At 64.3% G+C, this 13,286-nt stretch carries 11 protein-coding genes; 5 read left to right on the forward strand and 6 right to left on the reverse strand.

From position 1 onward, the window contains the following. Window positions 1-19 precede the first annotated feature (19 nt). From GEV37_RS15910 to GEV37_RS15920, 3 genes are all read left to right on the forward strand, one after another. On the forward strand, window positions 20-694 hold the full coding sequence (locus GEV37_RS15910; protein WP_227391251.1) for a response regulator transcription factor: 675 nt from the start codon (window positions 20-22) through the stop codon (window positions 692-694). Further along, window positions 691-2,085 (forward strand): sensor histidine kinase, encoded by a 1,395-nt coding sequence (locus GEV37_RS15915; RefSeq protein ID WP_227391252.1) that lies wholly within the window; start codon window positions 691-693, stop codon window positions 2,083-2,085. Before GEV37_RS15910 ends, GEV37_RS15915 begins: the two co-directional genes overlap by 4 nt. A gap of 135 nt (window positions 2,086-2,220) precedes the next feature. Further along, complete coding sequence (locus GEV37_RS15920; protein ID WP_227391253.1) at window positions 2,221-2,838, forward strand: CBS domain-containing protein; 618 nt, start codon at window positions 2,221-2,223, stop codon at window positions 2,836-2,838. 122 nt (window positions 2,839-2,960) lie between these two features. On the opposite strand, the gene nhaD is transcribed toward GEV37_RS15920, so the two are convergent. The 5 genes from nhaD to GEV37_RS15945 all read right to left on the reverse strand — a co-directional run bounded on the left by nhaD (window position 2,961) and on the right by GEV37_RS15945 (window position 9,738). Beyond that, entirely contained in the window at window positions 2,961-4,427 is a 1,467-nt protein-coding gene (gene nhaD, locus GEV37_RS15925; protein WP_227391254.1) for a sodium:proton antiporter NhaD, read from the reverse strand. Between the two features lie 145 nt (window positions 4,428-4,572). Beyond that, entirely contained in the window at window positions 4,573-6,399 is a 1,827-nt protein-coding gene (gene glmS / locus GEV37_RS15930; protein ID WP_227391255.1) for a glutamine--fructose-6-phosphate transaminase (isomerizing), read from the reverse strand. A gap of 32 nt (window positions 6,400-6,431) precedes the next feature. Then, complete coding sequence (glmU, locus tag GEV37_RS15935; protein WP_227391256.1) at window positions 6,432-7,799, reverse strand: bifunctional UDP-N-acetylglucosamine diphosphorylase/glucosamine-1-phosphate N-acetyltransferase GlmU; 1,368 nt, start codon at window positions 7,797-7,799, stop codon at window positions 6,432-6,434. A 1-nt stretch (window position 7,800) separates the two neighbouring features. Then, window positions 7,801-8,907, reverse strand: coding sequence for an FAD:protein FMN transferase (locus tag GEV37_RS15940; protein ID WP_227391257.1), 1,107 nt, complete (start codon window positions 8,905-8,907; stop codon window positions 7,801-7,803). Window positions 8,908-8,937: 30 nt separating this feature from the next. Then, window positions 8,938-9,738, reverse strand: a complete 801-nt coding sequence (locus GEV37_RS15945) for an undecaprenyl-diphosphate phosphatase (RefSeq protein WP_227391258.1) — start codon at window positions 9,736-9,738, stop codon at window positions 8,938-8,940. A gap of 175 nt (window positions 9,739-9,913) precedes the next feature. On the opposite strand from GEV37_RS15945, the gene GEV37_RS15950 reads away from it, so the two are divergent. Together GEV37_RS15950 and GEV37_RS15955 are read left to right on the forward strand one after the other, a co-directional pair. Then, window positions 9,914-11,107 carry a cation diffusion facilitator family transporter gene (locus tag GEV37_RS15950; RefSeq protein ID WP_227391259.1) on the forward strand — a complete coding sequence of 398 codons (1,194 nt, stop codon included), beginning with the start codon at window positions 9,914-9,916 and terminating at the stop codon, window positions 11,105-11,107. A gap of 32 nt (window positions 11,108-11,139) precedes the next feature. Next, on the forward strand, window positions 11,140-11,820 hold the full coding sequence (locus GEV37_RS15955) for a phosphatase PAP2 family protein (RefSeq protein ID WP_227391260.1): 681 nt from the start codon (window positions 11,140-11,142) through the stop codon (window positions 11,818-11,820). Between the two features lie 15 nt (window positions 11,821-11,835). Here GEV37_RS15955 and mgtE read toward each other — a convergent pair whose 3' ends face one another. Further along, window positions 11,836-13,218, reverse strand: a complete 1,383-nt coding sequence (gene mgtE, locus GEV37_RS15960) for a magnesium transporter (protein ID WP_227391261.1) — start codon at window positions 13,216-13,218, stop codon at window positions 11,836-11,838. Window positions 13,219-13,286: the final 68 nt, after the last annotated feature.

Consider the following 13,286-nt stretch of genomic DNA (forward strand, 5'->3'; position numbering starts at 1 on the left):
GAAGGAGTCATCCGCCCCTATGCGTATTCTGCTGGTCGAAGACGATCCCAGCCTAGCCTCGGGCATCCGCCTGGCCTTGAAGCCTGAGCACTATACCGTGGATCATCTTACCAGCGGTGTGGAGGCCTTGAACGCGTTGAAGAACGAGCCTTTCGACGCGGTGATCCTGGATCTTGGCCTGCCCAGGGTGGACGGCATGGAAGTCCTCGATACGGTCCGCCGCCAGGGCAACCGGGTCCCCATCCTCGTGCTCACCGCGCGCGACGACGTGGACAACCGTATTGCCGGGCTCGACGCCGGCGCCGACGACTACCTCACCAAGCCCTTCGAGGTGGACGAGCTGAAAGCCCGCCTGCGCGCGCTTCTGCGCCGCAGCCAGGGCCAGACCACCAAGCTTTTGTGCTGTCGCGGCATCACTCTCGATCCGCATACCCTGAGCGTCACCTACCAAACGCGAGAGGTGGCGCTGTCGCGTCGAGAGCTTGCGCTATTGCAGGAATTCATGAGCCACCCCGGACGAGTGTTCACCCGCGATACCCTGGCCCAGCTGGTGTATGGCTGGGAGGAGGATGTCGAGAGCAACGCCATCGAAGTGCACGTCCACCACCTGCGCAAGAAACTCTTCAGCGACGTGATTCGCACCGTGCGCGGTATCGGCTACGTGATGGACAAGCCTCAGGACGCGCTGCCATGAATTCGATCCGCCGTCGAACGCTCGGGCTTGCGCTGCTGGTCTTCGGTCTCAGCATGCTGGTGATCGGCTTCATCAGCTACCGCTACGCCGCCCAGGAGATCGAAGAGCTCTACGACGCCAGCCTGTCCCAGAACGCTCGCCTGCTCGAGGGCCTTTTACAGGCGCCCTTGCCCGACGCCGACCGCGCGGTGTTGATCGACAGCCTGGAAAGCGCACTGCGCGAGGCCGAGCTCGGCCCGCAGCGCGCCACCGGCCATCGCTACGAGAGCAAGCTCGCCTTCCAGCTCTGGGAGGACAACGCGCTGCTGCTGCGCTCGACGAGTGCCCCGGACGCGCCACTCGCCGCCTACCCGCCGGGCTACTCATCGGTCATGATCGGCGAGCACGAGTGGCGAATCTACGTGCTCGACGTGGCCGGCACCCCTCGCCAGGTAGTGGTCGGCGAGCGCGAGGACGTGCGCGACGAGCTGATCACCCGCGTGGCGCTGCGCACGCTGCTGCCGGATTTGTTCGGCCTGCCGCTGCTCACGGCGCTTTTATGGTGGTCGATCGGCTGGGGACTGGCGCCGCTGTCGCGCATGGCCGAGCAGATCAGAAACCGCGATCCGCACAATCTCAAGCCGCTGTCGCTGGCGCCACTGCCTACCGAGCTCGGCACCATCGCCGGTGCCCTCGACCGGCTGCTGGCAAGGCTCAACGCCATGCGCGTGCGCGAGAAACGCTTCATCGCCGATGCCGCCCATGAGCTTCGCACGCCGCTGGCGGTGCTCGACCTGCACGCCCAGAACGCCCTGGCCGCCACCGACGCCAAGGATCGAGAGGAGTCGCTGATTCACCTGCGTGACGGGGTTGCGCGCTCGACACGCCTGGTCGGCCAGCTTCTGACCCTGGCGCGGCTCGACCCGGAACAGGAGAGCCACTCCACGCGGCGCCTGACCGACGTCGCGGTGGAGACCCGCGAGACCCTGGCCAAGCTCGCGCCGCTGGCCGCCCAAGGCGGCCAGCAGCTGTTACTCAACGCCGACGAACAGGCAGGGTGGCAGCTTCACGAGGAAGCCGGCGCCGTCGAGACGCTGGTGCAGAACCTGGTGGGCAACGCCTTGCAGCACGCCCCCGCCCAGAGCACCGTGACCGTCAACCTCGTCGCCGAGCCCAATGCCGTGACCTTCATCGTCGATGATCAGGGCCCGGGCATCGCACCGAGCGAGCGCGCCCGGGTGATGGAGCGCTTCCAACGCGCCGGCCCCGGAGCGGGCTCAGGGCTGGGGCTTTCGATCGTCGAGCGGCTGGTCAAGCGTCACGGCGGCTCCCTGCATCTCGAGGATGCCCCCGGTGGCGGGCTTCGCGTGCGTGCAAGACTTGCGCGAAAGCACCATGGCGAGCCGACATAGCCGAGCGCTATCGCGGCTATTTAACAATGATTGGGCGTTCTTAAGGTTGCGGTAAGAATTCCGTGCAAATGTAAAGGTACTGACAAAGTACCTGGCAGACAGTGCTCTGCACATTTTTATCACGGAGGTAGTGCCATGAATCTGATGGTTCGCAAGCCCAAACCGCTCGTCCAGTTCGGTGAAACCCCGGTGCTGGCCACCCCTTCGGCCAAGAAGCTCAGCCCCGACAGCCCGGCGCTCTCGGTGCTGACCGATTTCACCCAGGTGGCGCCGCAATCGATTGCCGCCGACACGCCGATCAGCGATGCCCACCTCAAGATGCGCCACGGTGGCGTGCGACTGCTGTTCGTTATAGATCGTGACGCGCATTGCATCGGTGTCTTGACCTCCAAGGAAGTGATCGGTACCCGGCGCATCAACCTGGCCATGCAGCAGCGCCAGCTCGACCGCGAGGAGATCACTGCCGAAATGATCATGACGCCATGGGAAAAACTCAGCGCCATGCCCATGGAGCACCTCGCCTCGCTGAGCATCCAGGATCTGATTTTCTCCATGGAGAGCTTCACCGAGCAGCACCTGCTGGTGACCGAGCATAACGCCGAGGGTGCGCTGAGCGTGCGCGGCCTCATCTCTGTGACCGATATCCAGAACGCCATCGGTAAGGGCGCGAGCAGCAAGGTGCCCAACACCGTGGTGCCCATGGCCAACAGTTTCGCCGATATCTGCCAGGTCATCACCGGCCACGACCTGTAATACGACCCCTTTCCACGACCGTCCTCCTTGGAGGGCGGTTTTTTTTGGGCCTTCAACGACCGAAAGAAAGGCGCCGACGGGCGCCTTTCGGTTGGCAATGACGGGTAGATGACGCCCGTGACCTAGAACAGCGAGGCGTTGATCAGAAGGTGTGCACCGATACTGGCGATATAGCCGAGCAAAATGGCCGGCATCCAGCGCAGGTGTACCGCGAAGGTATAGATGCCGCGGGCCTGGCCCATCAGTGCCACCCCCGCTGCGGAGCCCATGGAAAGCAGGCTTCCGCCGACGCCAGCGGTCAGGGTGATCAAGAGCCAGTTGCCTTCGGACATGTCCGGCGCCATCGAAAGCACGGCGAACATCACCGGGATGTTGTCGACCACCGCCGAGATCAGACCCAGCACCACGTTGGCCCAGATCGGGTTCCAGCCGCCATAGAGGGTTTCCGAGAGAAGGGCGAGATAGCCCATGAATCCGAGGCCCCCGACGCACAGCACTACCCCGTAGAAGAACAGCAGTGTGTCCCACTCCGAGCGGGCAATCCGGCTGAAGATATCGAAGGGCACGACGCTTCCGAGCTGCTCGAGCTTCTTCCAGTCACCGCGGCGGGAGTAGCGCTCGCGCTTGCGCTCGAGCGAGCGCGGCAGGCTCTGGCGCAGGTAGTAGCCGAAGAACTGCAGCAGACCGAGACCGAACATCATGCCCATCGCCGGCGGTAGGTGAAGGATCGAGTGGCACAACACCGAGATCGCCACGGTCAAGAGGAACAGCACGATGATGCGCCGTGCGCCACGCTTGAGCCAGACGTTCTCGGTGAGGGCGGCGGGCTGACGATTGACGATGAAGAAGTTCATGATCACCGCCGGCACCATGAAATTGATGATCGCCGGTACCAGCAGCACGAAAAAGCCCATGAAGGGTACCTGGCCACCCTGCCAGACCATCAGTGTGGTGATGTCGCCAAACGGGCTGAAAGCGCCGCCGGCATTGGAGGCGACCACCACGTTGACGCAACAGAGACCGATGAACTTCTTGTCGCCCTCGGCGACCTTCAGCACCACCGCGCACATCAACATCGCAGTGGTCATGTTGTTGGCGATCGACGAGATGAAAAAGGCAAGAAAACCGGTGATCCAGAACAGGCTGCGGTAGCTGAATCCCTTGCGTACGAGCCAGGCGCGCAGTGCATCGAACACGCGCCGCTCCTCCATGGCGTTGATGTAGGTCATCGCCACCAGCAAGAAGAGCAGAAGCTCGGTGTACTCCAGAAGCGTTTCGCGAAACGCTATCTCGGACTCCTCGGGCAAGCCCGCCTGCACGTAGACCCAGGCGATGATCGCCCAGATCAGCCCCGCCGCCACCAGTACCGGCTTGGACTTGCGCATGTGGATGATCTCTTCGCTCATCACCAGCGCGTAGGCGAGAATGAACAGCGCCACCGAGACGATGCCGGCGACGGAGGTGGTCAAGTCGAGCGAGCCGGGGGCGGCGAAGGCGAGCGAGGGAAAGGCAAGTAGCACGAATAAGATCAACAGCCACGCGCCCCGGCGGTCGATGCACCGGGTTGCGAGGACGTCTGATGGAGTCATGGTGGTGGGATCCTGGGCGTTAGGAGTAGGTGGGCAACGCTGCGATGATAAGCACCCTAACGAAATGGTGCAACGCAGCGCCTGCACATGCGGATGCGACGATTCGCCGCATCCGCAAACTCCATTTTATACCGCCCGGGAAGCGCTACTCAACCGTTACGCTCTTTGCCAAGTTGCGCGGCTGATCGACGTCGGTGCCCTTGAGTACCGCCACGTGATAGCTCAAAAGCTGCAGCGGCAGCGTGTAGAGCAGCGGCGCCAGCGCCTCGTGCACGTAGGGCAGCGTCAGTACCTGAATGCCTTCCTGCCCCGTGATGTCGACGTTCTCGTCGGCGAACACGAACAGCTGGCCACCGCGGGCGCGCACCTCCTGCAGGTTCGACTTGAGTTTCTCGAGCAAATCGTCGTTGGGCGCTACCGAGATCACCGGCATCTCGCTGTCCACCAGCGCCAGCGGCCCGTGCTTGAGCTCGCCGGCGGGGTAGGCCTCGGCGTGGATGTAGGAGATCTCCTTGAGCTTGAGCGCGCCCTCCAGCGCCACCGGGTAGTGGGCGCCGCGCCCCAGAAACAGCGCATGCTGCTTCTCGGCGAAGGCCTGGGAGAGCGCCTCGATCTGACCATTGAGGGCCAGTACCTGGCGACACAGTCCAGGCAGCGTGCCCAGCACCTCGACGATGTCGCGATGGTCATCGCCCCTTTGCACCTTGGCCACGGCAAGTGTCAGGAGCATCAGCGCGACGAGCTGAGTGGTGAACGCCTTGGTCGAGGCCACGCCGATCTCCGGGCCCGCGCGGGTCATCAGCGCCACGTCGGATTCGCGCACCAGCGAGCTTCCCGGCACGTTGCAGATCGCAAGCGAGCCGATGTAGCCCAGCGTCTTGGCAAAACGCAGCGCAGCGAGGGTATCGGCGGTCTCGCCGGACTGGGAAAGGGCAACGAACAGCGTACCCTCGGGCACCACCGGATGGCGGTAGCGGTACTCAGAGGCGACCTCCACCTGTACCGGGACGCCGGCGTAACGCTCGAGCCAGTAACGCGCCACCAGCCCCGCGTGAAAGCTGGTGCCGCAGGCGATGACATGGATCTGCCGGGCGCGCTGGAACAGCGCCTGGGCATCGGGGCCGAAGCTTTCGACCAGCACGCTGCCGGCACTCAGCCGGCCCTCCAGCACCGCCTCGATCACCTCGGGTTGCTCGAAGATCTCCTTGAGCATGTAGTGGCGATATTCGCCTTTGCTCGCCGCGCCATCGCCGTGCTCGAAGGTGTGCACCGTGCGCTCGACCGGCTGCCCGGCGCGGTCGACCACGCTGATCGCGCCCTTCTCGCGAAGCACCACCAGATCACCCTCTTCGAGATAGATGAAGCGGTCGGTGACCGGCAAAAGCGCCATCGGGTCGGAGGCAAGAAACGCCTCGTCGATACCCACGCCCACCACCAGCGGGCTCCCCTGACGGGCGCCGACCACCACGCCGGGCTCCGAAGCGCTCATCACGCCCAGCGCATAGGCGCCGCCCAGCTGGGTGACGATGGTGCGCGTCGCCTCGAACAGATCCTCGCCCTTCGAAAGCCGCTCGTCGAGCAAGTGAGCGATCACTTCAGTATCGGTCTGCGAGTTGAACGTCACGCCGTCACTTTCCAGGCGCTGCTTGATCGGCTCGTAATTCTCGATGATCCCGTTGTGCACCACCGCCACGCGCTCGGCGCCGTGGTGCGGGTGGGCGTTGGCCTCGGTGGGCTTGCCGTGGGTCGCCCAGCGGGTGTGGGCAATACCGGTAGTGCCCGGCAGCGGCGCGGCGGCGAGCTTGGCGGCAAGCGCACCCACCTTGCCCACTGCCCGGTGACGCGAGAGCACGGACCCGTCCTGCACCGTCATGCCGGCGGAGTCGTAGCCGCGATACTCCAGGCGCTTGAGGCCTTCGAGCAGGATCTCTTGTACGTTGCGCTGTGCAACCGCCGCGACGATGCCACACATGGGTTCTCTCCTGAGCTTTCAAGACGGGGTGGTTAAGACGTTTTCTTGCTCGGACGCGGCCAGTCAGCCTTCTGGCGCTGCAGACTACGGGTGAACGACAGCGCCTGCTCGTCGACGTCACGGGTGATGGTGGATCCCGCGCCGATGGTGGCGCCGGCGCCGACCGTGACCGGGGCCACCAGGGCGCTGTTGGAGCCTATGAACGCCGCATCTCCGATCACGGTGCGGTGCTTGTTGGCGCCGTCGTAGTTGCAAGTGATGGTGCCCGCGCCAACGTTCACCTCGCGCCCCAGGATAGCATCGCCCACGTAGCTCAAGTGGTTGATCTTGCTGCCCTCGCCCACCTCGGCGTTCTTGGTCTCGACGAAATTACCCACCTTGGCGCCTCTGCCCAGGCGCGTGCCGGGACGCAGCCGGGCAAAGGGGCCGATCCGGTTGTCCCCGGCACTTACGGTATCCTCGATCACGCTATGGCTGTCAATCACACTGCCGGCGCCGAGGGTGCTGTTTTTGATCACGCTGTAGGGGCCTACATGGACGCCCTTTTCTAATACCACCGTGCCTTCGAACACGCAGCCGACATCGATGAACACATCCTCGCCGCAGGTGAGCGTGCCGCGTATATCACACCGTGACGGGTCCGCCAGCGCCACGCCCTGGGCCATCAGCGCATGCATCAGGCGCGCCTGGTAGGCGCGCTCGAGCCGCGCCATCTGGACGCGGTCGTTGATACCTTCGACCTCCAGCGCACTCTTGGGCTGGGCGGTGCATACCCGCGTGCCCTCCTCGTGGGCCAGGGCGATCACGTCGGTCAGGTAGTACTCACCTTGGGCGTTGTCGTCGGAGAGCGTGGGCAGCCAGCGGGCAAGCTGGGCACTGGTCATCGCCATGATGCCGGTGTTGCACTCGGTGATGGCGAGCTCATCCTCGCTTGCATCCTTCTGCTCGACGATGGCGATCGCCTGCCCCTGGGCGTCGCGCTTGATGCGCCCGTAGCCGGTCGGGTCGGGCAGCGTCACGGTCAGAAGCCCCATTCGCGTGTCGTCCACCTGGTCGAGCAGCGCGGAGAGCGTATCGGCCTCGATCATCGGCACGTCGCCGTAGAGCACCAGCACCTTGCCGTTACCCCACAGGCCCTGCGCCTGGGCGACGGCGTGGCCGGTGCCTTTCTGCTCCGTCTGGACGGCGAAGGTGACATTGCGATCCGCGAGCGCTTCACGCAGCGCCTGTGCGCCGTGGCCGATCACCACGTGGGTACGCGTCGGGGCAAGTTCGGCGGCGGCGTCGAGCACGTGTTCCACCAATGGCTTTCCCGCCAGGGTATGCAGCACCTTGGGCGTCTGCGAGCGCATCCGCGAGCCCTTGCCAGCGGCCAGGACGACGATATCGAGTTCCTGCATGTCATTCACCTGTAGAAGAGAGAGCGGGGGTCCAGGCATCGATGCCGAGCTCGTCGAGCAGCGCCTCGCCGAAGTCGTCGACGAAGGCGGGGCTCGCCAGGCTCTGCCAGTGGCCCTCGTCGTCGTTGACCAGCATCAGCACGTTCAGGTCATTTTCGACGGCCAGTTGCATGCCCTGCTCTTCGCCGACCACCAGAAGCGCCGTGGCCCAGGCGTCCGCCCAGGCGTTGGAGGGGTGGAACACCGATACCGAGGCGAGGTTGTGCGTGACCGGGCGCCCGGTGCGCGGGTCGATGGTGTGCGAGTAGCGCTGCCCGTCGACCTCGAAATAGTTGCGGTAATCGCCGGAGGTGGCCACCGACTGCGACTCCAGCGGAATGATGTGCTGCGCCTCGGGGCGGCCGTTTCGGGGCACCTCGATACCGATGCGCCAGGGTTCCTGCTCGGCCTCGTCACGATGCCCGCGCGAGATCAGGTCGCCGCCGAGGTTGACGAGATAATCCTCGATGCCCTGCTGGTCAAGGTAGGCCGCCACCCGGTCGGTCGCGTGCCCCTTGGCGACGCCGGAAAGATCGACGAAGACGTCGCGCTCGCGACGGGCCTGCATCGACTGGGTATCCACCTCGACGGCATCGAAGCCGACCTGCGCCAGGCGCTGCTCGAGCGCCTCCGGGGAGGGCACCTCTTCCGGGCGTGCACCGGGGCCGAAGCTCCACAGGTTGACCAGCTCGCCGATGGTGACGTCGAAGGCGCCGTGGCTTGCCTCGGCCACCGACTGGCTGATCGCCATCACCTCGATCAGCTCGTTTGAGAGTGGCTGCCACTCATCGAGCGGTGCCTGGTTGAAGGCGATCAGCTCCGAGTCGTCGCGGTAAGTCGACATCGCCTGGTCGACACTATCGAGCTCGGCGAGGATGCCCTCTTCGAGCACTTGCGCCTCACTCTGGGTCAGATCATCGACGATGGTCACCTGGTAGAAAGTGCCGAAGATACCGCCCTCGAAGCGAACCGGGGACTCGAGCGGCCGATCGCTCTCCGAACAGCCCGCAAGCCATAGAGCGCCCGTCAACCAGACGACTCGGCGCCACCGCGGCGAAGTGTTTCTCATGTCATGTTCCCTTGAAATGACGCCCAGGCATTAAAAATGGAAAAACCACAAAAGCCAAGCGCCGAACAGTACGCGGTAGATGACGAACGGCTGCATGCCGAGCTTCTTGATGATGGCCAAAAAGTAGTGGATGCATAAGTAAGCGCTGATGCCTGACAGCAGTATACCCGCGATCATTGCCGGTCCATCGATCGCTTGCGGGCTCTGCAGCAGGGTGATGGTTTCCAGTCCACCCGCGAGAACGATGACGGGTATCGACAGCAAGAAGGAGAACCTGGAAGCGCCTTCACGGCTCATGCCCGTCAGCAGGGCAGCGGTAATGGTAATGCCGGAGCGGGAAGTACCGGGTATCAACGCGAGCACCTGAGCAGCGCCGATGATGAGCGCATCCTTCCAGGTCATCTGATATTCGGAGCGCGTTCCGCGGTTGCGCCAGTCGGCGTACCCCAGCACGACCCCGAAAACGATCAGACTCGCGCCGATGATCAAGGTCGAACGCATGTAATGAGAGATCACGTCCTTCAACAGAAAGCCTACGAGGCACACCGGTATCGTCGCGATGACGATCCAGATCATCAGTCGTGCGTCTTCATTGATTCCATGGCCACTCACCGCCTTCAGGCCATTGACCAGCATCCTTCCGATCTCTTTGCGAAAGTAGATCAACACCGCACTGAGACTGCCTATGTGCAGTGCGACATCGAAGGCCAGCCCCTGATCGTCCCAGTGAGTCAACACCGGTACCAGAATAAGATGAGCCGAACTCGATATAGGTAGAAACTCGGTAAGCCCTTGTACCACTGCTAGCACGGCGACCTGGAGCCAATCCATAGGTATCCTATCGGTATGTGAAGGTGTCGTTGTTACCTGCCTGACGCGCGCCAATCATACACATCCCCCCTTTTTTTGTCCGCCTCGAGCAGCGCACCGGCAAGAGAGGGCTATGGATTGCGCGGCCATACGCTACAATGGGACCTTATTGAACGTGAGCCCCGGCAAGGACCCCATGTCTCAGACCGTAGAATCGCCAGTGGTTCAACACCACGCGCTCGATCACCGCGAAGCCAAGCGGGTGACCTACATCGGTGCCTGGCTCGACGCCGTGCTGAGCATCGTCAAGGTGGCGGTCGGTTTTCTGGTCGGCTCGGCGGCGCTGATCGCCGACGGCATCCACTCGCTGTCGGACCTGGTCACCGACGGCTTCGTGCTGGCCGCCATCCACTACGGACGCCAGGAGCCGGACAAGGACCACCACTACGGTCACGGTCGAATAGAGACGCTCACCACTCTGCTGCTCGGCAGTATCCTGATCTTCGTCGCCGGGGGGATCGCCTGGTCGAGCCTCGATCGGCTGGTGAGCGGCCAGGGCGTCAGCGCCCCGGGGTTCGTCGCGATCGGCATCACGGTGGTGGCGCTTGCCAGCAAGGAGTGGATCTTTCGCTACACCATGCGCGTGGCCAAGCGCGTCAAGTCGAAGCTTCTGGAAGCCAATGCCTGGCACTCGCGCAGCGACGCGCTCTCCACCGCCGTGGTACTGGTGGCGCTTCTGGGCGCCCAGTTCGGCGTCGGCTGGCTGGATGCGGTCGCGGCAGTGGTGGTGGGACTGCTGGTCGGCAAGGTGGGGTGGGATCTGCTATGGCAATCCGCCCGCGAGCTCGTCGATACCGCGCTTCCCGAGGACGTGCAGCAACAGATGCACGACGTGGCCCACAGCGTGTCCGGGGTGGACAGCGTGCACGACCTGCGCACCCGCCAGTCCGCCGGCTGGGTGATGGTCGACTTGCATATCGTGGTGGGGCCGACGATCACCGTCTCGGAAGCCCACGAGATCGGCAACGAAGTCAGCCGCCGGCTGCGCCAGGCGTTTCCGCTGCTCACCGACGTGATCTTCCACATCGACCCGGAAGACGACGCCGGCGAAGGCGACCCCAGCAAGCTTCCAGGCCTCCCTCTGCGCCCGGAGGTCGAAGCGGCCCTCGATGCGCGCTGGTACGCCCACCCGGTGTGGCGTACGCTCAACGAACTGCAGCTTCACTACCTGGACAACAAGGTGTCGGTCTCGCTGATCATCAGTGACGCCGTCCACCAGCCGCCCCAGTGCCTGGCGAGCCAGTTGAAGGCCATGGCCGCCGATATCGAGTGGCTTGGTCACGTCGAGATTCTCTACATCACCCGGGCGGCGAGCAGCGCGCTGCGCTGAACGATCGTCGCAGGGGGCGGTCTCAGGCCACCGTGCGCATCGACAATGGCGGTGCGCGATGTAGGGGGCTCGAACGAGCCGCCTCCTTCCCGCTACCTGCTGCCCCGGACGACATGGACGCCCTCAATCTCGCTCTTTTCGAACTGCTCAACTCTCCCTCGAACGCTCCCGACTGGCTCGTGACGATCGCCACGTTCTGCGCTTCGGACATCATTCTGGTGGTACCGGCACTGCTGGTGCTGGGCTGGCTGCTCGGTGACGATGCCTCAAGACGGCCGCTGTTCGAGGCCTTCGTCGCCACGCTTCTGGCCTTGGGCGTCAGCGGGGCGATCGGAGCGCTGTGGCCGATGCCGCGCCCCTTCATGGTGCCGGTCGGCGAATACCTGCTCGAGCACGCGGCCACGCCCGCCTTTCCGAGCAACCACCTGACGATCATGCTGACCATGGCCTTCAGCCTGACGCTGCACGATCGCACCCGGCGGCTCGGCCATGCGCTGCTGGTGGCCGCCATGCCGGTCGCCTGGGCGAGGGTCTATCTGGGTGTTCACTTCCCGCGAGACATGATCGGGGCCTTGATGCTCGCCCCGACGATGGCGGCACTGACCGGGCTCGGCCGCGTCTGGCTGGTGACCCCGCCTTACGAGCGGGTCGTGCTGCGCTGTCATCGCACGCTGTTCGCCCCGCTCATCGCACGCGGCTGGGTACGGCGCTAGGCGCCGTACCCGCGCTCACAGGTGGGCGAGAATGGTGGTGGCAATGGTGAAGTAGATCAACACGCCCGTGGCATCGATCAGCGTGGTCACCAGAGGCGCCGAGGCGGTCGCCGGGTCGACCTTGAAGCGCTCGAGCACGAAGGGCAGGCACATGCCCATCAGGCTTCCGAACAGCACGATGGTCACCATGCTCAGCGCCACGATCATGGCGACCGCCTCGCCACCGCGCATGATGCCGATCGGCGCCACGGCGACCGCCATGGTCAGCCCAAGCGATCCCGCCACCAGAAGCTCGCGGCCGAGCATCTTGCCCCAGTCCTTGACGCCGACGTCTCCCGTGGCCATGCCGCGCACCATCAGCGTCGCCGCCTGGGCGCCGGCGTTGCCGCCGCTGCCGATCAGAAGCGGCAAAAAGAACACCAGCGCCACTTGCGCTGCGATGATGTCCTCGAAGTAGGCGATGCCCGCCCCGGAGAACAGGTTGGCGAACACCAAGAGCACCAGCCAGGTGACGCGCTTGCGGTACAGGCTCCAGAGCGGCACCCGGCTCACGCCATCCTCGAGCTGGCCGATCGACATCCCCTTGTGGATATCCTCGGTCGCCTCGGACTCGGCGACGTCCATGGCGTCATCGTGGGTGACGATGCCCACCAGCCGCCGCTCGTGATCGATCACCGGCAACGCCAGCAGGTCGTAGCGGGCGACCACCCGGGCCACCTCCTCCTGCGGCTTGTCCACTGCCGTATTGATCACGTCCTTGATCATGATGTCGTCGACCAGCGCTCCCGGGCGAGCCACCATCAGCTGGCGCAGCGACATGGTGCCGATCAGCTCGCCGTCACCGTCGAGCACGTAGAGCTGGTAGACCGTCTCGGCGTCCGGCGCGGTCTGGCGCACGCGCATCAGCGCCTGCGACACCGTCATGCCACTGGCTATCGCCACATAGTCAGAGGTCATGATGGCGCCAGCAGTGCCCTCTTCGTAGCTCGAAAGCCGCTTGAGGTCCTCGCGCTCCTGGTGGGCCATGCGCCGCAACAGCGCCTCGCGGCGATCCTCGCCGAGCAGGTTGAAAAGATCCGCCCGCTCGTCGGAACCCATCTCCTCTAAAAGCGTCAGCACCTGGGTGTCGGAGAGCTCGCCGACCACCTCGAGCTGGCTCTCGCCGGGCAGATAGCCCAGCACGTTGGCCGCCCGTTCGGTGGAGAGAATCTCGAGCACGGCCAGGGCCGCCGCGAGCTCTTCGTCCTCCTCGATCAGCTCTTCGAGGACTTCACCGATATCCGCCGAGCGTATTTCCGCCAGCCGCTCGGACACTACCTCCCGGCTCGGCGCTTCCTTGCCGAGTTCGCCCAGCAGTTCCGTCTTCAGTTCCTGCAAGGTTTCATCGTTTAGCGACATCGCAATCTCCCTGACAAAGGCGTCATGTTGGATGAGTTTTTGCAGACGGGGGCTTCACTTGCGTGGCC

Source organism: Vreelandella malpeensis (genome assembly GCF_020622355.1).
Classification (GTDB): Bacteria; Pseudomonadota; Gammaproteobacteria; order Pseudomonadales; family Halomonadaceae; genus Vreelandella; species Vreelandella malpeensis.

What these genes read in the sequence shown, in the direction of transcription:
- mgtE (WP_227391261.1), bottom strand. Translation starts at nt 13,218, where the DNA reads ATGTCGCTAAACGATGAAACCTTGCAGGAACTGAAGACGGAACTGCTG.
- GEV37_RS15950 (WP_227391259.1), top strand. Translation starts at nt 9,914, where the DNA reads ATGTCTCAGACCGTAGAATCGCCAGTGGTTCAACACCACGCGCTCGAT.
- GEV37_RS15920 (WP_227391253.1), top strand. Translation starts at nt 2,221, where the DNA reads ATGAATCTGATGGTTCGCAAGCCCAAACCGCTCGTCCAGTTCGGTGAA.
- GEV37_RS15910 (WP_227391251.1), top strand. Translation starts at nt 20, where the DNA reads ATGCGTATTCTGCTGGTCGAAGACGATCCCAGCCTAGCCTCGGGCATC.
- nhaD (WP_227391254.1), bottom strand. Translation starts at nt 4,427, where the DNA reads ATGACTCCATCAGACGTCCTCGCAACCCGGTGCATCGACCGCCGGGGC.
- glmU (WP_227391256.1), bottom strand. Translation starts at nt 7,799, where the DNA reads ATGCAGGAACTCGATATCGTCGTCCTGGCCGCTGGCAAGGGCTCGCGG.
- GEV37_RS15940 (WP_227391257.1), bottom strand. Translation starts at nt 8,907, where the DNA reads ATGAGAAACACTTCGCCGCGGTGGCGCCGAGTCGTCTGGTTGACGGGC.
- GEV37_RS15915 (WP_227391252.1), top strand. Translation starts at nt 691, where the DNA reads ATGAATTCGATCCGCCGTCGAACGCTCGGGCTTGCGCTGCTGGTCTTC.
- glmS (WP_227391255.1), bottom strand. Translation starts at nt 6,399, where the DNA reads ATGTGTGGCATCGTCGCGGCGGTTGCACAGCGCAACGTACAAGAGATC.
- GEV37_RS15945 (WP_227391258.1), bottom strand. Translation starts at nt 9,738, where the DNA reads ATGGATTGGCTCCAGGTCGCCGTGCTAGCAGTGGTACAAGGGCTTACC.